Annotated in this window: 26 protein-coding genes and 1 tRNA gene; 15 read left to right on the top strand and 12 right to left on the bottom strand. The window is 37.6% G+C overall.

All coding sequences use genetic code 11. The annotated features are described in order from the left end of the window. Nucleotides 1-15: 15 nt before the first annotated feature. Nucleotides 16-675, top strand: coding sequence for a DUF4271 domain-containing protein (locus ACKGJN_RS04285; protein WP_409538193.1), 660 nt, complete (start codon nucleotides 16-18; stop codon nucleotides 673-675). Between the two features lie 22 nt (nucleotides 676-697). Next, the gene (locus ACKGJN_RS04280; RefSeq protein WP_409538192.1) at nucleotides 698-1,444 is read left to right on the top strand and encodes a uroporphyrinogen-III synthase; all 747 of its coding nucleotides are present in this window, start codon (nucleotides 698-700) and stop codon (nucleotides 1,442-1,444) included. A 79-nt stretch (nucleotides 1,445-1,523) separates the two neighbouring features. Here ACKGJN_RS04280 and pckA read toward each other — a convergent pair whose 3' ends face one another. Next, nucleotides 1,524-3,122 (bottom strand): phosphoenolpyruvate carboxykinase (ATP), encoded by a 1,599-nt coding sequence (pckA, locus tag ACKGJN_RS04275; protein ID WP_409538191.1) that lies wholly within the window; start codon nucleotides 3,120-3,122, stop codon nucleotides 1,524-1,526. Nucleotides 3,123-3,199: 77 nt separating this feature from the next. Further along, nucleotides 3,200-3,589: a DUF423 domain-containing protein gene (locus tag ACKGJN_RS04270; RefSeq protein ID WP_409538190.1), complete on the bottom strand. Its 390-nt coding sequence runs from the start codon at nucleotides 3,587-3,589 to the stop codon at nucleotides 3,200-3,202. A gap of 78 nt (nucleotides 3,590-3,667) precedes the next feature. On the opposite strand from ACKGJN_RS04270, the gene ACKGJN_RS04265 reads away from it, so the two are divergent. From ACKGJN_RS04265 to ACKGJN_RS04250, 4 genes are all read left to right on the top strand, one after another. Further along, nucleotides 3,668-5,041 carry a saccharopine dehydrogenase family protein gene (locus ACKGJN_RS04265; RefSeq protein ID WP_409538189.1) on the top strand — a complete coding sequence of 458 codons (1,374 nt, stop codon included), beginning with the start codon at nucleotides 3,668-3,670 and terminating at the stop codon, nucleotides 5,039-5,041. 40 nt (nucleotides 5,042-5,081) lie between these two features. After that, nucleotides 5,082-5,552 (top strand): Lrp/AsnC ligand binding domain-containing protein, encoded by a 471-nt coding sequence (locus tag ACKGJN_RS04260; RefSeq protein WP_409538188.1) that lies wholly within the window; start codon nucleotides 5,082-5,084, stop codon nucleotides 5,550-5,552. Nucleotides 5,553-5,687: 135 nt separating this feature from the next. Then, nucleotides 5,688-5,903, top strand: a complete 216-nt coding sequence (locus tag ACKGJN_RS04255; protein ID WP_409538187.1) for a hypothetical protein — start codon at nucleotides 5,688-5,690, stop codon at nucleotides 5,901-5,903. Between the two features lie 102 nt (nucleotides 5,904-6,005). After that, on the top strand, nucleotides 6,006-6,530 hold the full coding sequence (locus tag ACKGJN_RS04250; protein WP_409538186.1) for a ferritin: 525 nt from the start codon (nucleotides 6,006-6,008) through the stop codon (nucleotides 6,528-6,530). Between the two features lie 95 nt (nucleotides 6,531-6,625). Here ACKGJN_RS04250 and ACKGJN_RS04245 read toward each other — a convergent pair whose 3' ends face one another. Next, on the bottom strand, nucleotides 6,626-7,312 hold the full coding sequence (locus ACKGJN_RS04245; protein WP_409538185.1) for a zinc metallopeptidase: 687 nt from the start codon (nucleotides 7,310-7,312) through the stop codon (nucleotides 6,626-6,628). Nucleotides 7,313-7,522: 210 nt separating this feature from the next. On the opposite strand from ACKGJN_RS04245, the gene pyrH reads away from it, so the two are divergent. From pyrH to ACKGJN_RS04205, 8 genes are all read left to right on the top strand, one after another. Beyond that, nucleotides 7,523-8,230, top strand: coding sequence for a UMP kinase (gene pyrH, locus ACKGJN_RS04240; protein ID WP_409538184.1), 708 nt, complete (start codon nucleotides 7,523-7,525; stop codon nucleotides 8,228-8,230). A 41-nt stretch (nucleotides 8,231-8,271) separates the two neighbouring features. After that, entirely contained in the window at nucleotides 8,272-8,826 is a 555-nt protein-coding gene (gene frr, locus ACKGJN_RS04235) for a ribosome recycling factor (protein WP_409538182.1), read from the top strand. Between the two features lie 126 nt (nucleotides 8,827-8,952). Next, nucleotides 8,953-11,415 carry a DUF5686 family protein gene (locus tag ACKGJN_RS04230; protein ID WP_409538181.1) on the top strand — a complete coding sequence of 821 codons (2,463 nt, stop codon included), beginning with the start codon at nucleotides 8,953-8,955 and terminating at the stop codon, nucleotides 11,413-11,415. Between the two features lie 305 nt (nucleotides 11,416-11,720). Then, entirely contained in the window at nucleotides 11,721-14,126 is a 2,406-nt protein-coding gene (locus tag ACKGJN_RS04225; RefSeq protein WP_409538180.1) for an efflux RND transporter permease subunit, read from the top strand. Nucleotides 14,127-14,271: 145 nt separating this feature from the next. Beyond that, a complete protein-coding gene (gene asnS, locus ACKGJN_RS04220) occupies nucleotides 14,272-15,714 on the top strand; it encodes an asparagine--tRNA ligase (RefSeq protein WP_409538179.1) in 1,443 nt (480 codons plus the stop codon). A gap of 10 nt (nucleotides 15,715-15,724) precedes the next feature. Next, nucleotides 15,725-16,582 (top strand): RluA family pseudouridine synthase, encoded by an 858-nt coding sequence (locus tag ACKGJN_RS04215; RefSeq protein ID WP_409538178.1) that lies wholly within the window; start codon nucleotides 15,725-15,727, stop codon nucleotides 16,580-16,582. 107 nt (nucleotides 16,583-16,689) lie between these two features. After that, a complete protein-coding gene (rpoN, locus tag ACKGJN_RS04210) occupies nucleotides 16,690-18,147 on the top strand; it encodes an RNA polymerase factor sigma-54 (RefSeq protein WP_409538177.1) in 1,458 nt (485 codons plus the stop codon). Further along, on the top strand, nucleotides 18,147-18,752 hold the full coding sequence (locus tag ACKGJN_RS04205; RefSeq protein ID WP_409538176.1) for a hypothetical protein: 606 nt from the start codon (nucleotides 18,147-18,149) through the stop codon (nucleotides 18,750-18,752). The genes rpoN and ACKGJN_RS04205 overlap by 1 nt, the downstream gene beginning before the upstream one ends. Here ACKGJN_RS04205 and ACKGJN_RS04200 read toward each other — a convergent pair. The 9 genes from ACKGJN_RS04200 to ACKGJN_RS04160 form a co-directional block, all read right to left on the bottom strand. After that, entirely contained in the window at nucleotides 18,747-19,469 is a 723-nt protein-coding gene (locus ACKGJN_RS04200; RefSeq protein WP_409538175.1) for a porin family protein, read from the bottom strand. The genes ACKGJN_RS04205 and ACKGJN_RS04200 overlap by 6 nt on opposite strands. A 242-nt stretch (nucleotides 19,470-19,711) precedes the next feature. After that, nucleotides 19,712-20,188, bottom strand: a complete 477-nt coding sequence (locus ACKGJN_RS04195; protein ID WP_409538174.1) for an ExbD/TolR family protein — start codon at nucleotides 20,186-20,188, stop codon at nucleotides 19,712-19,714. A 125-nt stretch (nucleotides 20,189-20,313) separates the two neighbouring features. Beyond that, a complete protein-coding gene (locus ACKGJN_RS04190; RefSeq protein WP_409538173.1) occupies nucleotides 20,314-20,922 on the bottom strand; it encodes an ExbD/TolR family protein in 609 nt (202 codons plus the stop codon). Between the two features lie 3 nt (nucleotides 20,923-20,925). Beyond that, on the bottom strand, nucleotides 20,926-21,363 hold the full coding sequence (locus tag ACKGJN_RS04185; RefSeq protein WP_409538172.1) for a hypothetical protein: 438 nt from the start codon (nucleotides 21,361-21,363) through the stop codon (nucleotides 20,926-20,928). A gap of 12 nt (nucleotides 21,364-21,375) precedes the next feature. After that, nucleotides 21,376-22,173, bottom strand: coding sequence for a MotA/TolQ/ExbB proton channel family protein (locus ACKGJN_RS04180; RefSeq protein WP_409538171.1), 798 nt, complete (start codon nucleotides 22,171-22,173; stop codon nucleotides 21,376-21,378). A 71-nt stretch (nucleotides 22,174-22,244) separates the two neighbouring features. Then, nucleotides 22,245-22,332, bottom strand: a tRNA-Ser gene (locus ACKGJN_RS04175). Between the two features lie 69 nt (nucleotides 22,333-22,401). After that, on the bottom strand, nucleotides 22,402-23,430 hold the full coding sequence (locus tag ACKGJN_RS04170; protein WP_409538170.1) for an asparaginase: 1,029 nt from the start codon (nucleotides 23,428-23,430) through the stop codon (nucleotides 22,402-22,404). Further along, nucleotides 23,414-24,556: a 1-acyl-sn-glycerol-3-phosphate acyltransferase gene (locus ACKGJN_RS04165; RefSeq protein ID WP_409538169.1), complete on the bottom strand. Its 1,143-nt coding sequence runs from the start codon at nucleotides 24,554-24,556 to the stop codon at nucleotides 23,414-23,416. Before ACKGJN_RS04165 ends, ACKGJN_RS04170 begins: the two co-directional genes overlap by 17 nt. A gap of 54 nt (nucleotides 24,557-24,610) precedes the next feature. Then, the gene (locus ACKGJN_RS04160; RefSeq protein ID WP_409538168.1) at nucleotides 24,611-25,378 is read right to left on the bottom strand and encodes a TatD family hydrolase; all 768 of its coding nucleotides are present in this window, start codon (nucleotides 25,376-25,378) and stop codon (nucleotides 24,611-24,613) included. Nucleotides 25,379-25,429: 51 nt separating this feature from the next. Here ACKGJN_RS04160 and ACKGJN_RS04155 point away from each other — a divergent pair, with 51 nt between their 5' ends. Further along, nucleotides 25,430-25,867 (top strand): retropepsin-like aspartic protease, encoded by a 438-nt coding sequence (locus ACKGJN_RS04155; protein WP_409538167.1) that lies wholly within the window; start codon nucleotides 25,430-25,432, stop codon nucleotides 25,865-25,867. Nucleotides 25,868-26,026: the final 159 nt, after the last annotated feature.

Raw genomic sequence — 26,026 nt, 5'->3', positions numbered from 1 at the left:
ATAAAAAATTTATTTTTGGAAATAATAGAAAGATATAGTACACCCAACGATTTAATGACGCTAGTTATTTTATTGGTGTTATTATTACTTGTAATTGCTAAACAACTTTACCCATACAGGTTTGAGGATTTTACAGCCCTTTTCTCCTCCGGAAAATATATGGTAATCAAATCCAGGGAACATAAAGCACTTTTTGGCTTTAATGTCCTGATGTTGATTATACATTTGCTTATAGCATCCATATTTATTTTTGTGCTTTACCGTGCATTTATCGATCCTGAAGTGCAAAAAACAGGTATTTTATTTCTACGAATTTTCACAGCTTATGGTTTTTTGGTTCTGCTTAAGGTTACCGTAGAAAAAATTATTGGTAACATTTTTGACCTTGATGAAGCAATAGAAAATTATCTTTTTCAAAAACACAGCTATAGAAATTTCATTTCTTTAGGACTGTTTATTATTTCAATATTCCTTGTATATTCCAGCAATCTGAGCAAATTGGCATTTTATTTGACAGGAGCTTTTATAGCAGCCACATGGGTTTTTAGCTATGTAAGAATTTTAAGCAAAAATCAGGGGTTTATCACACTTAATTTGTTCTATTTTATTTTGTACCTTTGCGCTCTTGAAATAGCCCCTTATATAATTTTATACAAGCTAATTATAAGGAGCTAAGGGAATTAAAAATTAGCCATCTATGAAAGTGAAAACAATTTTGATTTCTCAACCGGAGCCTAAGTTGGAAAATTCACCTTACTCTGAGCTCGAAGAAAAGCAAAAGGTGAAAATTGATTTCATTCCTTTTATCCATGTAGAAGGAGTTTGTTCTAAAGATATTCGACAACAAAAAATTGATCTTTCCAAGTATACTGCGATAATTTTAACCAGTAGAAATTCTGTGGATCATTATTTCAGAATTGCTGAAGAAATGCGTTATAAGGTACCTGATAGTTTAAAGTATTTTTGTTTGAGTGATGCAGTGGCCTATTACCTTCAAAAATATGTGGTATATAGAAAAAGAAAAATTTATGTTGGAAAGCGTACTTTTTCTGAATTAGCACCTTATATCAAAAAATACAAAAACGAAAAATTCCTATTACCTTCTTCAGATATGCTGAAGCCGGATGTACCCAAAATTTTAAACAAATTAGGTATAGAATGGAAGCAGGGTACTTTTTACAAAACCGTAGTTAGTGATCTTTCTCATTTACGGGATGTTTATTATGACGTGCTTGTGTTCTTTAGCCCCAGCGGAATAAAATCCCTGTTCGAGAATTTTCCCGATTTTGAACAAAAAGATACCCGCATTGCGGTGTTTGGGAATACTACTGTAAAGGCTGCGAAGGATCATGGATTGACAGTAAACATACAGGCCCCCACGCCTGAAACCCCCTCAATGAGCATGGCTCTTCAGAAATATATAAAAGAAGTCAATAAGAAATAATATAACTTATCAATATCAATATTAAAAGGCCGGTAATTTTTAAAAATTACCGGCCTTTTAAATAACTAATGAGATCTCTTTAGTTTAATGGTCCACCTTCTAGAATTTCCCGATTTGCATTCTCCTCATACTTTTTAAAGTTTGCTTTAAAGGAGTTAGCTAATTCTGTTGCTTTGGCATCATACGCTTCTTTATCCTTCCAGGTTTGACGGGGATTCAAAATTTCTGTTGGCACATTTTCACATTCCAGTGGTACGTGTAGTCCAAAGATAGGATGCGTTGAAAAGGAGACCTCATCTAAGTTACCTTTGAGTGCAGCTTTTATCATAGCGCGGGTATACTGAAGCTTCATCCTGCTTCCTGTTCCATAAGTCCCACCGGTCCATCCGGTGTTCACCAACCAAACATTCACATTAGCGTCCTTCATCTTTTCGCTCAACATTTCAGCATATTTGGTAGGATGTAAGGGCATAAACGGCGCTCCAAAACAGGCAGAGAAATTTGGTTGCGGTTCATTTATTCCAGCTTCGGTACCTGCGACTTTAGCTGTATATCCACTTATAAAATGATATGCGGCTTGTCCGGGAGTTAGCTTACTAATTGGAGGTAAAACTCCAAAAGCATCGGCTGTAAGAAAAAATATATTTTTAGGGTTTCTTCCAATGGAAGGCTTTGCAATATTGCCGATATGATCTATTGGATAACTTACCCTGGTATTAGGAGTAATGGAATTGTCACCATAATCTACACTCCCATCTTCATTAATAATTACATTTTCCAATATTGCCCCTTTTTTGATGGCGTTATAAATATCGGGCTCATTTTCTTTAGACAGGTTAATTACTTTTGCATAACAACCACCTTCAAAGTTAAAAATGGTATTTTCTTTGGTCCATCCGTGTTCGTCATCCCCAATCAATTTCCTTTCAGGATCTGCAGATAAGGTTGTTTTTCCGGTTCCGGATAAACCGAAGAAAATAGCGGTATCATCATCCGGCCCTATATTCGCAGAACAGTGCATAGGCAATGCATTTTTATGTACCGGGAGTATGAAGTTTAGGGCAGAAAATATTCCCTTTTTAATCTCTCCGGTATATCCACTCCCTCCTATTAACGCTATTTTTTTTGAAAAATTCAGAATGGAGAAATTACCCTGGCGGGTTCCATCTATTGCAGGATCTGATTTAAATCCCGGAGCGTTCAGCACGATCCAGTCTTCTTTAAAATCTTTAAGTTCCGATTCTTCAGGTCTTAAAAACATATTATAAGCAAAAAGATTGGACCAGGGATATTCATTGATCGACCGAATGTTAATCCTGTAATTTTCATCAGCACAAGCATAAGAATCCCTTACATATAATTCTTTTTCAGAAAGGTAATCTGCCACTTTATTATATAAAGCATCAAATTTATCGGCATCAAAAGGAATATTTATATCGCCCCACCAAACTTTATCCTTCGTTTCATCATCTTTCACAATATAACGATCTTTGGGCGATCTGCCTGTAAATTCCCCGGTATTGACTGCCAATGCACCGGAATTTACTTCAACCCCCTGGTTTTTCTCAATAGTGATTTGATGAAGTTCTTCCGGAGAAAGTTGATAGTGAACTCTGTGGTTGTTTATTCCGTACTTTTTTAACGAAATCGTTTTCGTAATTTGATTATTTGCCAACATAAAAGTTTAAGTTGTGTGTTTGTTTAGGCTTACAAAAGTAAATAATCTCAAATTGATAGGGGGGAAAACCAGCTATTTTATTTCTTTTTTAACTTTAGAAAAGAGATTAAAAGCAGCATCCAACAGCCAATTAATAAACTACCTCCCAAAGGAGTGACGAGAACGATTTTAGTGAAATCAAAGCTTGTCATAGAATTGGTGGCGAGTAAATAGATGGACCCGGAGAAAAATATTATTCCTCCTAATAGCAGTATAAAAATCCAATTTGAAAATCTATGGTTCAAGGGTTTAATCGTTCCCAACAAAATAAAGAGAAGTGCATGATACATTTGAAATCTCACCCCGGTTTCAAAAGAATCCAAAGATTCCGATGTCAATACAGGTTTTAATCCGTGAGCTGCAAAAGCTCCCAAAATTACCCCGATTAATCCAAATAAAAATCCGGCAACGTAAAACCTTCTGCCCATTGTTTAGTTTTTTTAGTGTAAACATTTAAGTACATTCGTACTTATTATGCCTACAAAACTAACTAAGAAATTTTTATTATGAGACAAATATTAGTGATTGGTGCTGGTAAATCTACCGCAGCACTAATAGCTTATCTATTGGATAATTCAAAAAAAGAGAATTTACATATCACTATTGGAGATCTTAACCTCGAACAGGCGATAAAACTCTGCAATAATCACGAACAAGCCACGGCAATTCACCTCGATATTTTTGATACCGAAAGCCGCCAATCTGCCATTAAACAAGCCGATATTGTAATCTCAATGCTTCCGGCAAGGTTCCATATAGAAGTTGCCAGGGATTGTATAAAATTTAAAAAATCGCTGGTTACCGCTTCTTATGTAAGCAAGGAGATGCAGGCTTTGGATAAAGAAGCAAAAGAAAACGGACTTATATTTATGAACGAAATAGGCGTTGATCCCGGAATTGACCATATGAGCGCTATGCAGGTGATAAACCGTATAAAAGATGAAGGAGGAAAAATTTTGATGTTTGAATCATTCACCGGCGGACTTGTAGCTCCTGAAAGCGATTCCAACCTTTGGAATTATAAATTCACCTGGAATCCCAGAAATGTTGTTGTTGCCGGACAGGGTGGCACTGCAGAATTCCTGCAGGAAGGAAAATTTAAGTATATTCCTTATCATCGCTTATTCCGAAGGACAGAATTTTTGAACATTGAGGACTACGGTAGATTTGAAGGTTATGCCAACAGGAATTCCCTGGATTATAAAAGCATTTATGGTCTGGAAGATATATTAACACTTTTCCGGGGAACCATTCGAAGGGTTGGTTTCAGCCGGGCCTGGAATATGTTTGTTCAACTTGGGATGACCGATGACAGTTACCAGCTTCACGATTCTGAAAATATGAGTTACCGGGATTTCGTGAATTCCTTTCTTCCCTATTCCCCTACAGATACCGTAGAGCTTAAACTTCGGCACAATTTAAAAATAGATCAGGATGACATTATGTGGAATAAACTGGAAGAACTGGATATTTTTAATGCCGATAAAAAAATAGGAATTGAGCATGCAACTCCCGCGCAGGCTCTTCAGAAAATATTATCCGATAAATGGACCCTGGCTGAAGATGATAAGGATATGATTGTTATGTATCACAAATTTGGTTATGAGCTCAACGGGGAAAGGAAACAGATAGATTCTACGATGGTTCATATTGGGAAAGATCAAACCCATACGGCCATGGCTAAAACAGTTGGCTTGCCCGTTGGAATTGCAACGCTGGCAATTTTGAACAAAAAAATCACAACTCCGGGAGTTCAAATCCCAATCACCAGGGAGGTTTATGAGCCAATTTTAAAAGAATTGGAATCCCACGGAATTGTTTTTAACGAAAAAGTGGCCGAATATTTGGGCTATAATCCCTTTGGAGCAGTTGGAAATTGAATAAAGTAAAGTACCTTTTGTCCCTCCCAAATCTCCCTGTATGAAAGTAACAGATGAAAAAGTAAGCATCGATGGTATTGACAAGATCATTTTAAATTTTTTAATGGAAGATGCGCGCAAGCCCATCCTTGAAATAGCAAGAAGCATAGGAATTAGTGGCGCAGCCATCCATCAAAGACTTAGGAAACTTGAAAAAGCAGGTTTAATTGAAGGTTCAAAACTTCAAATCAATCCAAGGATTTTAGGCTATAAAACCCTTGCCTTTGTAGGGGTTTTCCTGGATAAGGCCGTTAGCAATCCCCAGGCTGTAAAAAAGCTTAGTGAAATTCCGGAAGTGATAGAATGTCATTATACCACCGGAAACTGGTCTATCTTTTTAAAGATTCTTTGTAAGGACAATGAGCATTTAATGAATGTCCTAAACAAAAACATACAGGCGATTGAAGGGGTTTCAAGGACCGAAACTTTTATTTCCCTGAATCAACAAATTAAAAGACAAATTAAGATTTAATATTTGGAGTTATTCTAAATAAGAATTATTTTCGCTCCCGAAATGAGACTACTCGATCAATCCCGGTTTTTTAAATCCTATCAAAGTGACGGGAATCGTTGCTTTTATGTAGATTTTAATCATAAAACGGTTAAAATGAGTTTTTGTCAGCTTTTATCATTGCGGCAAAAACTCATAAATATTGATCTTGAAACCCACTTTAACGACCGGAATTTACATGGGATGGAAGTCCTGATGCTTTGCAACAAAGAGCATCTCTTCATCTTCAATACCTTGGAAATTCTGGATCTTAAAGAACTTCTTAATAATACATTTACCACTTTGGAGATCAACTCTATGATCGTTTGTTAGGTTCATTTACCACTTCATAAAAACCGCTTTTAGACTGTTTCTAAATTCCTTCAGAATTTAGGGAAAAGCCTAAGTTTTTATTAACTTTAGAAAAAATAAGTAATGAAAGATCTGGTAAGGCAAAATTTAAGTATTCATGTAGAAATCATGGATCTTCTAAATAAACAAATAGAAAAAGAAGCTCATTCCTCTTCAGCATATCTGGCAATGGCTTCCTATTGTGATCACAATGCACTGGACAACAGCGCAAAATTTTTTTATGATCAATCCCTTGAAGAGCGGGAGCATATGCTCAAAATTTTCAGGTTTATAAACGATAACGGAGGCACCGCTTATTCCCCGGAAGTCAGTAAAATTACACACGATTTTAATTCCCTGGAAGAAATTTTTGAAACGGCCCTGGAACAGGAAATAGCCATCACAAAATCCATTCATAACATTGTTTATAAATGCCGAAAATTGCAGGATCTTGCTTCGGAACATTTTCTTCAATGGTTTGTGAATGAGCAAATGGAAGAAGAGCAAACGATGCGAAGTATTCTGGAATTATTTGATTTAATGGGAACTGAAGGATTAGGATTAAAGCTCCTGGATGAGCGTATTCCCGGGATAAAAGGAAGCGTTTAAAAACAAAAATGCATAAAAAATTTATCGGAAATCCGGTATAAAAAAGAGCTGCCTTATTTGGGCAGCTCTTTCTTATTTTATTGAAATGTTATTTTTTAGTCTTGCCCCAAATAAATACTAACAAAATATAACAGGGTTGCAAGGGATCCCACCGCAGCTACCACGTATGTTCTGGCTGCCCACTTCAGGGAATCTTCAGCGGCTTCGTGTTCCCGAGGGCTCAACATGTTTTCTGTTTCCAGCCATACCAATGCTCTCTTGCTCGCATCGTACTCTACAGGCAGCGTCACAAAACTAAACAAAGTACCCATCCCAAACAAGACGATACCTACCAGTAAAAGAGTGCTCCCCATAGCGGTAAAAGCCATAAGCAAAAGTCCTCCCATGATCACCCATTGTGAATATTTTGAAGCCACACTTACCATAGGAACCAATTGACTTCGCATAGTAAGCCAGCTGTAAGCAGTTGCATGTTGAACCGCGTGACCACATTCGTGGGCAGCAACCGCAGCTGCAGCGGCATTGCGTTGCGTATACACCGATTCACTAAGATTCACTGTTTTTTTTGCAGGGTTATAATGATCGGTTAACATTCCTGGGGTGGAAATAACTTTTACATCAGTAATCCCATTGTCACGTAACATTTTTTCAGCGATTTCCTTTCCGCTCATGCCATTTTGAAGATGGACCTGGGAATATTTCTTAAACTTGCTCTTTAGCTTATTGCTTACATATAAACTCACTATGAATATGAGCCCGGCAATGATATAATATCCAAACATATTTTTTCTTTTTTTGAAAATCAAATATAGCAAAAATCCGGCCAATATTAAGCCTGACAGTCTGCTCTTAATCAGGTTAAATTCGTCACGGGCAATAAAAATTTAAAGCACCTTTTTAAAAAAGATCTCCACTTTCCGGAAACATTTCACGGAGATTCTTTACAAATTAAGATATTACATATATTTGCACAACTTATCTTTAATATAACTATGCAATACAAAAGAATTCTTTTAAAATTATCCGGGGAAGCCCTTATGGGAACAAGGCAATATGGTATTGATCCCGAAAGACTGGCAGATTATGCCCAGGAAATAAAAACTGTGATAGAAAAGGGTATTGAGGTTGCTATAGTTATTGGCGGAGGAAATATTTTTAGAGGCGTTGCCGGGGCAAGCAAAGGAATGGACAGGGTGCAGGCAGATAATATGGGAATGCTCGCTACTGTAATCAACGGGCTTGCTTTACAGAGCGCGCTTGAAAACGCCAATGTGCAAACCAGACTGCAAACCGCCATCGAAATAAATTCTGTAGCAGAACCCTTTATTCGAAGAAGAGCAATCAGGCATTTGGAAAAAGGACGCGTCGTGATTTTTGGAGGTGGTACCGGAAATCCATATTTCACAACAGATTCTGCCGCCGTCTTAAGAGCCATCGAAATAAAATCTGATATCATTTTAAAGGGAACCCGCGTAGATGGAATTTATACGGCAGATCCGGAAAAAGATAAACTTGCCACAAAATTTGATTTCATCACCTTTGAAGATGTATTAAAAAAAGGCCTAAAAGTGATGGACACAACCGCTTTTACGTTAAGCCACGAAAATGAATTACCTATTATTGTATTCGATATGAATACTCCCGGAAACCTGTTAAAGGTAGTAACCGGAGAAAAAATAGGCACAAAAGTGAATTTATAAAACCAAAAACCTTAAATTTTTTCAACTTTAAGTTTAACAAAATGAGTGAAGAATTAGATTTTATTATAGAAAGTACCGAGGAGAATATGCAAAATGCCATCAGGCATTTAGAGAAACAACTTCTTAATATTCGTGCCGGAAAGGCCAGTCCTGCTATGTTGGGCAGTGTAATGGTAGATTACTACGGAAGCATGACTCCATTAAACCAGGTTGCCAATGTGAACACACCCGATGCCCGAACCATTTCTATTCAACCTTTTGAAAGAGGAATGATCCCGAACATTGAAAAAGGGATTTTGGTAGCAAACCTTGGATTTAATCCAATGAATAATGGTGAGAGTGTTATTATAAGTGTTCCGCCATTAACCGAAGAACGAAGAAAAGACCTTGCTAAACAGGCAAAAGTTGAGGCTGAGGAAGCCAAAATAGGGATTCGAAATGACCGGAAAGCTGCCAACAACGAAATAAAAAAACTTGAAATCTCTGAAGATCTCGCTAAAATTGGGGAAGATACCATTCAGGAACTAACCGATAAATATGTGCGGAAAGTAGATTCAATCTATGAGAACAAGGAAAGAGAGATTATGACCGTTTAAAATTTAAATTATAATCTTCTTAAATCAAAATCACATCAGCTTCAACATATTATTTAATATAATATTATGAAGCTGATCTTTTTTAAACACTACTTTTCCCAACTAATTTGATGAACTAATAATCATATGCGATTATTTCTGCTTTTATTGATTATTCTTTCCGCTCCAACCGTTTCTGCACAAAAAACCATCACCGGAGTTGTGTTAAATTCAGAAACGCAGGATCCACTTCCCTATGCCACCGTTCAACTTTCTCCTGAAAATGCAAGACTCACAAATATAGATGGGACTTTTCAGCTAAATGTGGAAACACAAGATTCCGCGTTTACTGTTACCTACCTTGGCTTTCATTCGCAAAAAATCTCACTTTCTTCAGAAAAGAAATATTATGAAATTCAACTCCTTCCGAGGGAAAAAAACCTAAAAGAAGTTGTACATTTTGAAAAAGACCCGGCCAACGAAATAATAAAAAAAGCAATTCAGAATAAGGCCTTAAATGATCCTGAAAAACAGCTGAAAAGCTTTGAATACAAGAGTTATAACAAATTAGTTATCGATAATCAGAATCGGGATTTAAAGGCAGTTACAGATACTACAAAGCTGGATATAGAAACCATAATCAATCAGGGACGTTCTTTTCTTTCTGAAAAGGTATCAACACATCTTTATGAAGCACCCGGTTCTAACACAGAAATAGTAGAAGGAATAAAAACGGCTGGATTTAAAAAACCCATCTATGAAATTTTATCTTTAAATGTTCAGGCTTTTTCACTTTACAGGGAGAATTACGTGATTTTTAAAACAGAATATGCCGGTCCTTTGGGTAAAAATGCATTAAAAAATTATAATTATAGGCTCCTGGATACGGTAACAAATGAAAACAGGCCGGCATTTGTGATCTATTTTAAGCCAAAACGCGAAAAAGCGGTTGCAGGCCTGGAAGGGATATTATACCTGGATACCGTTTCTTTCGCAATACAAAAAGCGAAAGCTCAATTATTGGGAGCTGTAGATCTGGAAATAGATCATAGTTACAATTTTTACGAAAACGAAACTATCTGGTTTCCTTCAAACCAATCGGTGACCTTGAAACCGGGTAAAGGCGGGAAAGACATTTCGGTTTTTGGCGGAAGTATTTCGGTAGGCACCTTACAACGTAAAAAATCAATCCTCAATGCTTTTTTGTCAACCGGGGAAATTGAGAAAAACCTATATCTATCTTCCACCACGACCTATTATGAGAGGAAGTTTAATGAGGAGTTGAATCTAAAAAAATCTCAACCTGCGATCTATGTTAGGGACGATGCATCCCGAAAATCTGTAAATTTTTGGGAAGCGAACCGTCAGGAACCTTTCACACTTGAAGATGAGTTAACTGCCTTACGGGTAGAAAGAATGATTCGAATGTATGATATAGAGCGAAAGATCGAGCTAAAAAAAGCAATTTCCAATGGTTTTTATCCACTGGGAGTTCTAGACTTTGATCTGGGACAAATTGTGAATTACAATCGCTATGAAGGTATCAGGCTTGGACTTGGAGGGATGACAAACCTGGATTTTTCCAAAAAATTCAGAATGGAAGGTCATTTGGCGTATGGATTTAAGGACAGGGAATTTAAATATGGAATAGGAGCCGGAGCACTCTTAAATCAACGAACCGGCACCTGGCTTAATGCAAATTACAGCAAAGGGATACAGGAAATTGGCAGTTATAATTACATTAAAGGTATAAGTGAATTCTCCCTTTTTCAACCCCGATTTGGAAGTATAGATTATTTCTACAGGCACAAAACTTTTCAAACTTCAGTTGAACACAGATTCGCACCGGATTTAGACACGGAACTTATGGTTTCTACCCAGGATATTTCTCAGATACAAGATTATGCCTTTATGAATAACGGTAAAATTTATAGGGATTTTACCATTAGCGAGGCAAAAATTGGTGTTTTATGGCGACCTTTCAGCAAATTTTTAAGCACTCCAGAAAGCCATGTTATAGTCGAAAAAGGATATCCGCAGTTTACCGGTCAATTATCCCAGAGTTTTGCCCACTTTTTAGGTGGAGATTTTAATTTCACCAAAATAGGCTTGAAAGCGGAATACCATATAAACAGGATCAACCAGTCCTCAACCCAATTCACCCTGGATGGACATCAAAGCTTTGGAGACCTTCCGCTTACACAAGCCTTTCACGCTTCGCCAAACCAACCCAATAGTCCGGATATCCTGGGGCGGTTTTCGGTGGCAGGTGGATTGGTTTTCGAAACCATGTATTTCAATGAGTTTTTCAGTGAACGCCAGCTTGCACTTCACATGAGACATAGATTTCGCCCTATTTTCATAAGTGAATCTATTCGTCCGGAATTTTCTGTTATTTCCCGGCATGTGATTGGGGATTTCAAAAACATGGTGCCTCATCAAAATATTGAATTCAAATCCCTGAAGGAAGGTTTTTCGGAAGCAGGTTTGGAACTCGACAATATATTTCTTGGTTTTGGCCTAAGTGCAGCTTATAGATATGGAGCCTATCATTTACCTAGTTTTCAGGAAAATTTCTCCTTTAAATTCACCTTCTCTCTTTCGCTTTAATCCCTCATTGAGGGTTTAACCCGCTAACAGACGGGCAGCTTCCCCAAAGGCTGCCTGAATCAAACATGCGGGCTGGCTTCGAATTTTAAAATTAATATTCTCCCGATAATTACCGGGACATACCTTGAAGGCTTGCCCCGAGGTTTTTGATTAAATTTTACTTACAATAAATTGCGATTACATTTTTACCAAGGGCGCTTTTTCAAATTTTATTTTTATTTTGAAAACCACTGTTGGGAATAATCCTCTTAGAATCAATAATTATGGCTACTTTTTATACCTTTGCAGGCGCATAAAAACCAGCAATGTCAAAAATTTTCAGTTTTGGATTTTGGAATTCCATAGCCCGTGTAATTCTTAGAAACAGGGTCCTGTTCATCTTTATAATTATTTTAATAACCGCCTTTTTTGCCACCCAATGGCAAAATATGCGCTTTTCACATACCGAAGCCAATTTATTGCCGGATGATCACGAAATAAACCAGGTCTACAATGATTTTCTGGATAAATTTGGTGAAGAAGGCAATCTCATTGTAATTGCGGTTAAAGATTCTTCGCTTTTCACTCCCGAAAAATTTACAGCCTGGAACAAATTAACCCGGGATCTTGAAAAATTTAGAGCCGTTGAAAATGTTATCGCGATTGGAAATCTCAAAAAACTGGAAAAATTTGAGGATCCCAGCAGGTTTGAAATGGTTCCTTTTATTCAGGATAAAGAATGGAATAGCGCCCAGGTTAGGGAATATAAGGATGACTTATTCAATAAATTGCCTTTTTACAAAGGTCTGGTTTACAGCGAAAACTCCAAAACAGTACAAACTGCTGTCTATTTAAAAGAAGAAATTGTAAATTCTATTGAGCGAAAAGACTTTGTCCTTGAAGAGCTGCAACCCCTAATAGAACAATTTGAGAAAGACACGAACCTGGAGGTATACGTGTCGGGAATGCCTTATATACGTACGCTTAATTCAAAAAACATCACCGATGAAATTGGCCTTTTTATAGGGGCCGCGCTTTTGGTAACATCACTAATCTTCTTCTTTTTCTTCAGGTCCATAAGAGCAACCGTAATTGCGATGGTTACCGTGATGATTGGGGTTATGTGGGCATTTGGAATAATTGGGCTGCTTCATTTTGAGATCACGGTACTCACGGCATTAATCCCACCACTGATTATCGTTATTGGGATTCCCAATTGTATTTTCCTCATCAACAAATATCAGCAGGAAATAAAAACCCATGGGAATCAGGCGAAATCGCTGCAACGGGTCATCTCTAAAGTGGGAAATGCAACCATGCTCACCAATCTGACAACAGCATCCGGATTTGCAGCTTTTATTTTAACCGACAGCACCTTACTCAAGGAGTTTGGAATGGTTGCTTCCATCAATATTATTGCCATCTTTCTTTTAAGCCTGGTAATTATCCCCATTATTTACAGCTATATGTCTGTGCCAAAAGACAAACATCTAAGGCATTTAAACAAAAGATGGATTGGTGCATTTACAGACTGGACAGAACGAATGGTGAGACATCACCGACTCTCCGTATATGTAATTTCTATCATACTTCTTGCTGCGAGTATCATTGGGATTTATAATATTAAAATCTCCGGGAGCCTGCTGGAAGACATGCCACAGGATGCCGGTTTTTTCCAGGACATCCGGTTTTTTGAAGAAGAGTTTAACGGAGTGATGCCACTGGAGATTTTAATTGACACCAAACAGGAAAAAGGAGCTTTAAAACTTGTCACCTTAAAAAGGATGGAATCCCTTGAAAATCTTATTGCTGAAGTCCCCGAACTTTCCACTCCGGTCTCTGTAGTTCGTCTTGCAAAATATACCAAACAGGCTTATTATAATGGAAATCCGAAATATTTTCAGCTACCCACCTCGCAGGAACAAAATTTTATCGCTCCTTATTTAAAAGGAATTTCAGGGGGAGGAGCTATTTTGAATTCTTACGTCGATTCTACCGGACGATATGCTAGAATAACAACGTTCATGAAGGATGTTGGCACTGAAAAAATGGAGCGTATCGAAGAGAATTTGAGACCGCAGATAAATAAAATTTTCCCGGAAGAACGCTATGCGGTAAGCATGACCGGAAAGGCTTTGATTTTCCAAAAAGGAACAACCTATCTGGTGAAAAACCTGGTTATTTCCCTGTCGCTTGCAATTTTACTTATTGGACTATTAATGGCCTGGATGTTTCGTTCATTCAGAATGATCCTGGTTTCACTTATACCCAATTTGCTTCCCTTGCTTGTAACCGCAGGAATGATGGGGTTCCTTGGCATACCAATAAAACCGTCCACCATTCTGGTCTTTAGTATCGCATTTGGGATCTCCGTAGATGATACCATACATTTCCTAGCAAAATACAGGCAGGAATTAAAAGCCAACAACTGGAAAATAAAAAGATCGGTTTATGCGGCTTTAAAGGAAACAGGAGTTAGTATGTTCTATACTTCCATCGTGCTTTTCTTTGGATTTTCCGTATTTATGATAAGCAGTTTTGGAGGAACCGTAGCCCTGGGAGGTTTGGTTTCAGCAACCTTACTTTTTGCAATGCTGTCCAATTTAATACTGTTACCTTCCCTCCTGCTTTCGTTGGAGAAAAGCATCGCAAATAAGGAAACCTTAAAAGAACTTTCAATCCAGATTATTGCTGAAGAAGACGATATTTTAAACGAGTCGGAAAAACCTTAGGTTTGCCTTTTAAGTCAGTGAATAGTAAGTTACAAATAATTCATAAATCCTACCAGTGGGAATAAATTTCATCAAAATCAAAAATTGCCTCTTGTCAGGCTAACAAGGAAGATTTATATTTGATTTTTTAAAAAATATAACCAAAATGATAAAATTAAAAATTGCTGAATTATTAACCAGTGATCAATTTCTGCAGGAAGTAGAAGTAAATGGATGGGTAAGAGCTTTTAGAAGCAACAGGTTTATAGCCGTTAATGACGGGTCTACCATCAATAATTTACAATGTGTTATAGATTTTGAAAATACGAATGAAGAAATATTAAAACGCATCAATATTGGCGCTGCAATCAAGGTAGTTGGTACCTTAAAAGAAAGTGTTGGCAGTCAGCAAAGCGTTGAAGTAGAAGTGAAATCTATAGAAATATTGGGAGATGCCAACCCGGAGGAAGTAAAACTCACTATTTTATCCCCAAAGCGACACAGCCTCGAGAAACTTCGGGAACAGGCCCATTTAAGGATTCGCACCAATACATTTGGGGCTGTAATGCGGGTTCGAAGCAAGCTCTCGTTTGCCGTTCATAGTTACTTTCAGAAAAACAATTTTCACTACGTAAACACTCCTATTATTACCGGAAGCGATGCGGAAGGAGCCGGTGAAATGTTTAAAGTGACTTCTTTTGATCTTGAAAACCCTCCTAAAAATGAGGATGGATCTATAGATTATAAAAAAGATTTCTTCGGAAAAGAGACCAATTTAACGGTTTCCGGTCAATTGGAGGCTGAAACCTATGCCCTTGGGCTGGGACAGGTTTATACCTTTGGGCCTACTTTTAGAGCTGAAAATTCCAATACTTCCAGGCATCTGGCCGAATTCTGGATGATCGAGCCGGAAGTAGCCTTTTGCGATCTTGACGGGAATATGGACCTTGCTGAAGATTTCATAAAATATGTGGTAAAATACGTATTGGAACATTGTAAGGACGATCTTGAATTCCTGGATAAACGCCACGAGGAAGAAGAAAAGTCGAAACCCCAGGCAGAACGCAGCGAAATGAGTTTGCTTAAAAAGCTGGAGTTTGTAACCGAAAACAATTTCAAAAGGGTAAGCTACACCGAAGCGATCGATATCCTTAAAAACTCCAAACCAAATAAGAAAAAGAAATTCAAGTATCCTATAGAAGATTGGGGAACCGATCTTCAAAGTGAACATGAACGGTTTTTGGTTGAAAAACACTTTAAATGTCCTGTGATACTTTTTGATTATCCTGCAAACATCAAGGCTTTTTATATGCGCCTTAATGAAGACGGAAAAACGGTGCGCGCTATGGATATCCTTTTCCCCGGAATTGGAGAAATAGTGGGAGGTTCCCAAAGGGAGGAACGTCTGGATGTACTGAAAGAAAAAATGAAGGCACTGGACATTGATGAGGAAGAACTTTGGTGGTATCTGGACACCCGCAAATTTGGAACCTGCGTCCACAGCGGATTTGGACTTGGTTTTGAACGTCTTGTTCTTTTCGTTACAGGAATGACTAATATACGGGATGTAATACCTTTCCCGAGAACACCGCAAAACGCGGAATTTTAAACTTCCTCTTTTGAAAATATTAGAAACGCATATCGTTCCTGCACTTGATGAAAAAATCAGGTTGCAGGAATATGCGGCTTCAGCTTTTAATTCGATTTCCACCAGAAGCGGGATTAAAAAAGCCATAAAACGTAAAGAGATCCTGATTGATGGTGAGTTTGGAAATACCTCAGATTGGGTAAAGGAATTTCAGAAATTAGAATTATTACAACAGGAAGTTCCAACGAAAAAAGTCTTTCAGCTGGGTCTGGAGGTGATTTTTGAAGATGATTTTCTTGCGGTTATACAAAAACCTCCCGGATACCCTACCAGCGGAAATTACTTTAAAACCATTGAAAATGCTTTGCCATTCAACCTAAATGTTTCAGCGGAGCAAGATGCGCTTCCCTTTCCATTGCCTGTTCACAGGCTGGATAATCCTACCAGCGGATTGCTTTTAATAGCAAAAACACGCATTGCACAAACAAAACTGAATTTAGCTTTTGAACATAAAGAGATCCAAAAAACCTATTTGGCACTGGTTCACGGAGAAGCACCGGAAACTTGCATTTACAACACGAACATCAGAAGTAAAACAGCCATAACAAAAGTTACAAGAATTACAACTTTCAGCTTTAAAGAAAAACCGTATTCCATCCTTGAAGTTTATCCCGAAACCGGAAGAACCCATCAAATAAGAATACATCTTTCAGGAAATGACCTTCCCATTGTGGGCGATATTGAGTATGGATTAAAAATTCACCCTTTTCAGAAAAAAGGATTATATCTTACAGCAATTGCGTTGAATTTTACACATCCAATCAGCAAGGAAGCTATGTCGGTAAAAATAGATCCGCCTCAAAAATTCAGACTTTTAGAGGAGTTTTAAGGAATCTCCCTTTTCTTAACAAAAATTTACCACCATCATTTTTGATGCCAAAGCTACATTCGCATTGTTTTTGCTTATTTTTGTAGAAAGAGTACAACAATCTATTTATGCTAAAACAGCAATTAAATTTTAAATTATCGCAAAAGCTCTCCCCTCAGCAAATACAGTTGATGAAGCTCATCCAGTTGCCTACGCAAGCTTTTGAGCAGCGTATAAAAGAGGAATTGGAAGAGAATCCCGCTTTGGAAGATGGAAAAGAGGATCTTGAAAAAGAATTTGATGATGAATTTTCCAATGACGAATATGATTCTGAAGGCAATGAAACTATTGAAGCCGATATTGATGTAGACGATTACCTGAGCGATGATGAAACACCAAGTTACAGGCTTCAGGCCAATAATTACAGTGCAGATGATGAGGAAAAACATGTTCCGTATGCTTCGGGAACTTCCTTCTCCCAATATTTAAAAACCCAATTAAGTACATCCAGATTAAACGAAACCGAACAGGAAATCGCTGAATTTTTAGTGGGAAGTGTAGATGAAAGCGGCTACATCCGCAGAAGTATTCAGGATATCGTAGATGACCTTGCCTTTACTCAAAATGTCTATACCGATGAGGCAACGGTAGAAAAAGTGTTGAAACAGGTCCAGCAACTGGATCCCGCCGGAGTAGGTGCCAGATCCCTGCAGGAATGCCTGGTGATCCAGCTTTACAGAAAAGAAAAGAACAAGGATGTTTCCCTTGCTATAGATCTCATGGAAAAGTCCTTCGATCATTTCAGCAAAAAACATTACGCTAAATTGCTTGCCAAACACGATATTACCGAGGATGAATTACGGGATGCCATTGATGTTATTGAACATCTCAATCCTAAACCCGGAGGAAGTTTTGCCGGTAACACCAGGATGACAGAACACGTAATTCCTGATTTTACGATTAAAATCGTAGATGGAGAATTGGAATTGACCCTTAACAGCAGAAATGCTCCTGAGATGCATATCTCCAACGATTACAATAATATGTTGAAGGGTTATAAGGAATCCCGTGAAAAAACCAAGGCACAAAAAGATGCAGTGATGTTTATAAAGCAAAAACTGGATTCGGCAAAGTGGTTTATTGAAGCGATTAAGCAGCGGCAGCAAACACTTATGGTAACGATGGGCTCTATTATGAATTATCAAAAGGAATTTTTTCTTACCGGAGACGAACGAAACCTGCGCCCAATGATCCTGAAAGATATAGCCGATGAAATTGGCATGGATGTATCCACAGTTTCCAGAGTGGCAAACAGTAAATATGTAGACACCCCATATGGCACAAAACTGATCAAGGAATTCTTTTCAGAATCGATGACAAACGATCAGGGTGAGGAAGTTTCTACCAGGGAGATCAAGAAGATTTTGGAAATGTCTATTGAAGAAGAGAACAAACGCAAACCGCTCACCGACGAAAAACTTGCCAAACTTTTAAAGGAAAAAGGCTATCCAATTGCACGCCGTACAGTTGCGAAATACCGGGAACAGCTCGATATACCTGTGGCAAGAATGCGAAAAGAGATATAATGCGTTTTGTAATAAAAAGTGCTTCCTACATTTTTCATCCTTTATGGATGCCATTTGCAGGAAGTTTGTTTTATTTTCTGGTGACACCCAGATTTTTTCCGGAGCCACTTATAAAAGCAAAACTCCTTGCAATAGCCATTACCACGCTATTTATTCCTATTGTTTTTTATTTTCTTCTGAAAAATTTGGGGAAAGCAAAATCAGCCTTTTTAAGCGATGTGAATGAAAGACTCTGGCCACTGTTTTTTTATATCCTGCTTTTGGGGTTAAACCTTTACCAGATATTAAACGCCTATAACTATCCTGCGCTCTATTATTTTTTTGTAGGGATTCTGTTTTCCATCCTTACCAGCTATATACTTGCGTTGCTAAAACTAAAAATCAGTTTACATATGGTAGGTTTGGCCGGAATTTTCATGTTTGTTATTGCGCTGAGCATATTCTTCTCTCTAAACCTGGTTTTCAGTATAGTCTTTTTGATTATTGCCTTAGGTTTAACTGCAACCTCACGACTTTATTTTAAAGCCCATACAAGGGCTGAAATTGTTCTTGGGTTTTTCATAGGACTCCTGCCACAACTTATTGTGCTTAATTACTGGCTATAAGATATAGAACATCAAACCCAATTTAAACGTAGTTATACCCAATTGGCTATCATTGAGCTGAGCATCCTTAAAAAAGGGATTTAAGCTATAATAAAGGTGAAAATTAAAGGTGTTATATCCAAAAGTAAAAGTAGTACCTAGTCTAAAACGTTCAAATTCGGGCACATCTGTTTGGATTACCTGATTTTCCCCTTGTTTAAAATTTGATTTAAAATGGTAGGCATATCCTAATCGGAATCCGGTATAAATCCTCCAGAATTTATAAGATTCGGGTTTAGAAGTTCTCCATCTAAATTCAAGCGGCACTTCCACAAGATGTGTAGAAAACCTGTTGGTATCATAAACAATATCCTGATTATTGAGATTTCTAAAGATGGTTTGACCATTTGCATTTTCTCCTATAAAAAGCTCCTGTCCGTATGAATTTATGGACCAGCCAAAACCTGCACCAATAGAAATATTCCTTTGCTTATTAATTGGCATATCCCTTATAAAACCAAGATGAAGACCACCGGAAAAACCAGATTGGGAAACATCCTCAGGGAGATCACCCATCAATTGAAAGGTTAATCCCAGATAGAATTGATCTTCCCGGTACAAACTATCAATAACCGCTGGTACGGAATCCTGAATAGCAGGAATGGAATCATTCTCAACTTGTGCCCATGTTGGGATTAAGGTGAATAGCATCAATAATCCCGGATATAGATTCTTCATTTGTCAGGAAATTAATCAAAAAAATCGGGCAAGCCCTCAATTTATGTCCCGATAATTATCGGGAGTAAATTATTTTTAAAAATTCGAGGCAATCCCCCCTGAATGATTCGGGCAGGCCCCGGGGAAGTAACCCCTCAATACCGAATTAAAGTAAGCTATTTAAGAAAAGATGAATATAAAAAAACATCCCTAAATCCGGAATATCCGGAAGGGATGTTTTTTAAATGGTATTTTAAACTAATTTAATTCTTAGAAACCTCACCAATACGTGTGGTGTAGTTAATTTTTAAGGCTTCCGCTTTTCTCAATTCTTGTTTTATATCAGAAACCAGTCCCATATTTGTTTCAACATCCACTTTTAATGCAGTTGTTAAATAGGGAATTAACTCCTCCCGCTTGGATTCTCTTTCAGCATAAATAAATTTTTGCACATCACTAACAGCTGCAAATTTATCGTTTAACTGAATTCGAGCCTCGGTACCAAATTTCTGTTGATATCTCGGGCTTGGCTTTCCGGCATAAATATACATTATCAAATCCTTTTTATCCAACTTTTCAACCTGGTCTGCAAAAGGTAATTGGTTTTGTATCATCAATGTATTTTGACGCATTACCGTTGCAACCATAAAAAAGAAAAGCAACATAAAAACGATATCGGGCAGGGAAGCGGTATTTACCGCTGGCAACTCCCCACTCTTTTTCTTCGTGAACTTAGCCATAATTTAATTACATTTTTGTTAATCAACTACCTCGGGGCAAGCCCACAAGATATGAATTGGAAAATACTTTTAAAAATTCGAGGCAAGCCTCGGAAAATTAAACCCTCAATGAGGGTTTAAAGCAACTAACTTTTAGGTTCGGCTTCAGATAATTTTTGAGGATACATACCCTGTACTATATCAATACGTTCCTTTAAGGTCACTTTGTCTCCTCTAAAGTTAGGATCATTAAATTTTCGCTCCATTTCCAGAAAATCCACTCCATAAAGTCGTTGTGCTTCCCGGTTTCTCAACTGGTTATAAGCAGCAACCAACTCATTTTGAACAGATATATAAGTCCTGTATTCCGTCTTGCGGTCATTTACCAAAGAAATGATAGCTTTTTCAGGATTATCTGAAGAAGTTGGATCTCTGGGTCCCTGACAATAATCACAGGCCTCTTCACCTACACCACCACCATTATCCAGGAATTCTACAGCAGCTTGCCTAAGATTTTGCAATTGCATCAATTCATCTTCTACAAGCAACTGGTTATTTCTGTTTACAATAACAGTAAAAATATTTTTCTGCTTAATAATGGGTGGCTCGATATTCTCCTCCGGAATAGGGGGCAGCTTGCGGCTAATTCCTCTATCGGTCTCAATTGTTGTGGTTACCAGAAAGAAAATTAAAAGCAAGAATGCGATATCGGCCATAGAACCGGCATTTACTTCTGGTGCTGCTCTTTTAGCCATAATTTATTTTATTAATTTTCTGATTCCAGACAGAACCATTGCCCCAACTGCTACTATTGCAAGAATATAAAAAACATATAATCCTGCACTTACCCAATGGGATGCACTGGCAGATAATGTACCACCGTCTTTTAATGGAACGGGAGCACCATCTGTTAATACATAGGCAATAGCAATTACAACAACAAATGCTCCAACGGCAATTAGCGTGTTTTTAATATTTCCTCTAAACAATCCCTTTATAACAAAGAATGCTACTAAAACCAGTACAACTGCAAGTACCAGGTAGGCTAGCCAGATAAAAGGTGTTATAAGACTTTGCTGTTCTGAAGCAGAAGCCTCTATTACATCATCGCCCGCCATAATAATTCTACCCAAAAGGATAAGACCTATGACACCAATAACGAGTGCAAAATATTTTAAAATTTTATGAATTGTCATAGTTTATATCTCTTAGATTCTTTTTTTGTTTTTGTAGTCTACAAGCATATCAATTAAAATGATAGATGCATCCTCCATATCATTCACAATGCTATCTATTTTAGCAATGATATAATTATAAAAGATTTGTAGAATAATAGCTACGATCAAACCAAATACCGTGGTAAGAAGTGCAACTTTAATACCTCCGGCTACCAGTGAAGGCTGCATATCTCCTGCTGCTTCAATTCTATCAAAGGCCTGGATCATACCAATTACCGTTCCCATGAACCCAAGCATAGGGGCAAGAGCGATAAATAAAGAAACCCATGATACGTTTTTCTCCAGTTGTCCCATTTGAACACCACCGTAAGCTACAACAGCTTTTTCTGCGGCTTCAATGCTTTCGTCTGCACGATCTAGTCCCTGGTAGTAAATAGAGGCTACAGGACCTTTTGTATTTCTACAAACTTCCTTAGCAGCTTCAATTCCTCCGCTGTTTAAAGCATCTTCTACATCCTGGGCCAATTTCTTGGTATTGGTAGTAGAAAGGTTTAAAAAGATAATTCTCTCAATGGCAATTGCCAAACCAAGAATCAAACATAAAAGAACGATTCCCATAAATCCGGGGCCACCTTCTATAAAACGTTTTTTAAGCTCCTGGTGAAATCCTAATTCTTCTTCCTCTTGAACATCGAGGGCCGCCTCTTCATCCTGAACAAAATTCACGATGTTATCCAGTTGTGGGGACACGAAATTTGTCGCATTTACGTTTGCGGCTCCAAATAACATAACCGAAGCGATTACCAAAGTTGAAAATAATCTTTTCATTAGTGTTTGTCTTAATTTAATTAGTTAAAAGGTTAAAGATATAAAAATTATTTTTTAATAAAAATACTTTGCAGAGAGGAAGGGATTCGAACCCTCGATACCCTTTTGAGGTATACACGCTTTCCAGGCGTGCGCCTTCGACCGCTCGGCCACCTCTCTATTAAGTAATTTTAACGGAGCGCCAAATAACAAAAAAAAATGTTTACCATCAAAAAGAAATCGTTAATTTTATAACATTTCACCACGTAATGATGTCTCAAAGATAGTTTTAAAAACTTTCGGCGATAATTCACTCCCCAAAAGGTACATTAATTTTGCCACAGCTGCTTCGGTTGTGATGTCTTTTCCTGAAACCACCCCAATTTTTTTTAACTGGGTACTGGTTTCATACTGTCCCATGGATACGCTTCCAGCGATACATTGGGTAACATTCACTATAAATAAACCTTTGGAAATATGCTTTTTCAATAAATTTATAAACCAGGCATCCGTTGGAGCATTCCCGCTTCCGTAGGTTTCCAGGATCACCCCTTTTAAATTTTTCTTTGAAAGCATATGTTCTACGGTACTTTCATTAATCCCCGGAAACATCTTCAAAATAAGGATTTCATGATTGAAATTTGTGTGCAATTTCGTCTTTCTCCTTCTGTTGGTTTTCCACAAAACATTGTTATTTACGGATAAATGTACGCCAGATTCTGCCAACGGAGGATAATTTGAAGAAGAAAATGCCTGAAAATTCTCGGCATTTATTTTTGTGGTACGGTTTGCACGGTATAATTTGTACTCAAAATATAATCCCACTTCAGATATTACAGGCTTTCCCTGCTTTTGTAGTCCTGCAATCTGTATGCTGGTAATCAAATTTTCCTTGGCATCTGTGCGAAGATCCCCAATAGGCAATTGAGAACCCGTAAAAATTATAGGTTTTGTCAAATTTTCAAACATAAAGCTCAGAGCTGAAGCAGTGTAGGACATGGTATCACTTCCGTGTAAAACCACAAATCCATCGTAATTCTCAAAACGATCTTCAATGATTTTGGCTATCTGAATCCAATAAACCGGGTTCATATTCGAGGAATCTATGGGATCCTTAAAACTCACCGTATCTATGGTATGTTCCAGAAGTTTTAATTCCGGGATATTTTGAAGCAATTCACTAAAATTAAATGCCTTGAGAGCTCCTGTTTCAAAATCCTTGATCATACCAATAGTACCACCGGTATATATCAATAAAATATTAGACTTTACTTTCATCCAGCGCTTCTTGGTTGATAACCGGATTCGCATACATCAACAGGTAACTATTTACTTCTAAAGAATTTTTAAAATCGATTCTCCTCGTCAAACGACGCTCAAACTGTCTTTTTTGCTTCAGGGTATAAAGACTGCTGTGCTCCTCATTATTATTGAGCAAATCACAGGCAATGTAATTGGATGGCCATAATTTATAGTTCCCCTGAATTTTCCTGTCTATAAGATCTGCTATTGCTTTTAATAGATCATTTACCGAATTTTCTTTTTCCTCAATTCCAGTAAGCGTCTCTTTAGATAGTACCTCTCCGGCACTTATATGTATGCGGCCCTTGTTGCCCAAAGCACCTTTCATTATCGAATTAAAATCCTCATTCGCGGTTTTCACATAGGTCTCTTCCATCCTTTTGGCCATTATTTCGGGCATTTTCAGGACATCTGTAGGATCAAACTCATAGGAAATATCGACGGGTACAATTTTTATTTCTGAAAAATATTCGGCAATACTTTTTTTGCCTTTTGCCATAGCAAGCATTTTCAAAACTCCCTGCTGGGTAATATCGTTGCCATCTTTGGTCCTTCCTTCCCGCTGGGCCATCCAAACCGATCTGTTTTCCTTCAGCAAAAGATTTTTGATATATTCTGAAAGTTCCTGGGAACTCTTCAACATTTCCCTGGGACCTAATCCTCTTTGAACCAAAAAATTCCGGTTTAATTTGGACAGCAACAATAAGAATGGTTTCTGCACAAGATTATCCCCTATAGCCGAAGCGGTCATGATCAAACCCTGCTCATACAAGGCACAATTCAACAAACTGGTGTCAAGCAAAATATCCCTGTGATTGGAAATGAAAAGATATGACTGATCCTTCTCAAGACCCTCAAATCCGCTATAGGTAAGCCCTTCTGAACTTTTTTCCAGAACTTTCCTTATAGATTGATAAATAACTTTTGTTTGAAAATCCTTAATCGAATGACATTCGGAAATAATCTTTTCAATTTCTTCTGAAGATTTATCCGGAAATGTAAATACTAGCAAAGCCCGAATCATGGGATGCTTAATATATTGTTGAAGTGCAGGTTGCACTTCAGGATCTTCATAAAATCTTATTTTTTCGAAGTTTGTCACGTATATTTTAAATTATCTTGACAAAAGAACAAAAATTATAATTAAATCTATGCATTACACCTCAAATATATCTCTGGAGTTTTGGGTGGTAATTTCGGCCACTTCTGCAACTGTTAATGCATAGATGGAAGCCACTTTTTCAGCGATAATTTTAATATAAGAACTTTCATTTCTCTTTCCCCTGTAGGGTGCGGGAGAAAGATAAGGAGCATCTGTTTCCAATACGATGTTTTTAATAGGTATTTCATTTAAAAATTTATCGATCCCTCCGTTTTTAAATGTCACCACGCCCCCTATTCCCAACTTCATATTATACGATAAAGCTCTTTTAGCCTGAGAAAGATCTCCTGTAAAACAGTGAAAAATTCCGAAGAGGTCAGGTCCTTTTTCCGATTCAAGAACTTCAAAAACCTCATCGAACGCATCACGACAATGAATCACAATTGGAAGCTTTTTCCTTTTTGCAAGTTGAATTTGTTGTTTGAAAGCGATTTGCTGTTTTTCTAAAAGAGATTTATCCCAATAAAGATCGATCCCAATTTCTCCTACGGCATAAAAATCCCTTTTTTCAAACTCTTCCTCTACCCGAAGCAATTCTTCTTTGTAATTATCCTTCACAGAAGTTGGATGCAACCCCATCATCAGGAAAATATGGGCTGGAAATGTCCTTTCCAGCCTGTACATTGCAGCTATATAACTGGAATCTATAGCTGGGATAAAGAAACGGGAAACGCCTTGCTCCAAAGCCCTTTGAATAACTTCCTTTCTATCTTTCTCAAAATCTTCGCTATATAAGTGCGTATGGGTATCTGTTAAAATCATAAATGCAAAAATAATTTATTTTGAAGACCTATCTTTGCCAAAACAAAAAGAATGTCGTCTTTAAGAAAATTAATGGAAGATAAAGGGTATCAGCGTATTAAGCTGAAATTCACCGAAACCCAACATTTTGAGTTGGCCGCAAAGATTAACAAAATTGAAGGAAATTTTATTTTAGATACCGGCGCATCCAGCAGCTGTGTTGGTTTTGAGGCTATTGCTCATTTTAAATTGCTGGCAGAAGACAGCGAAGTAAGAGCAGCAGGTGCGGGTGCAACCAATATGCTTACTCAAATTGCACAGCAAAACAAAATTGAGATCACAGGCTGGAAAACCAGTAAAATTGACCTTGTTTTATTCGATCTTACCCACGTTAATCAGGCTTTGGTAAATCATAAAGCCAAAAAAGTACACGGGATCATAGGAGCCGATATTTTGAAAAAAGGCAAAGCGGTAATAGATTATAAAAATAGAGCGCTCTATTTAAAATAGGGGAAAAATCCCCTTAGCTTCTTTGACAGATTCCTGTTAGATTTGTTTTCAATAAATCGAATACATGATTCAAAGGATCAAAAAAGAGAAAATTTCAAAAATTGCGGTGCGCATTCTGGCCATAGTTGTAGTTTTGGTACTTCTCCTTAATTTTTGGTC

Origin of the sequence: Gillisia xinjiangensis (assembly GCF_046298265.1) — a bacterium.
In the GTDB taxonomy this organism is placed as follows: domain Bacteria; phylum Bacteroidota; class Bacteroidia; order Flavobacteriales; family Flavobacteriaceae; genus Gillisia; species Gillisia xinjiangensis.
This window is presented reverse-complemented; position numbering and strand designations above follow the sequence as displayed.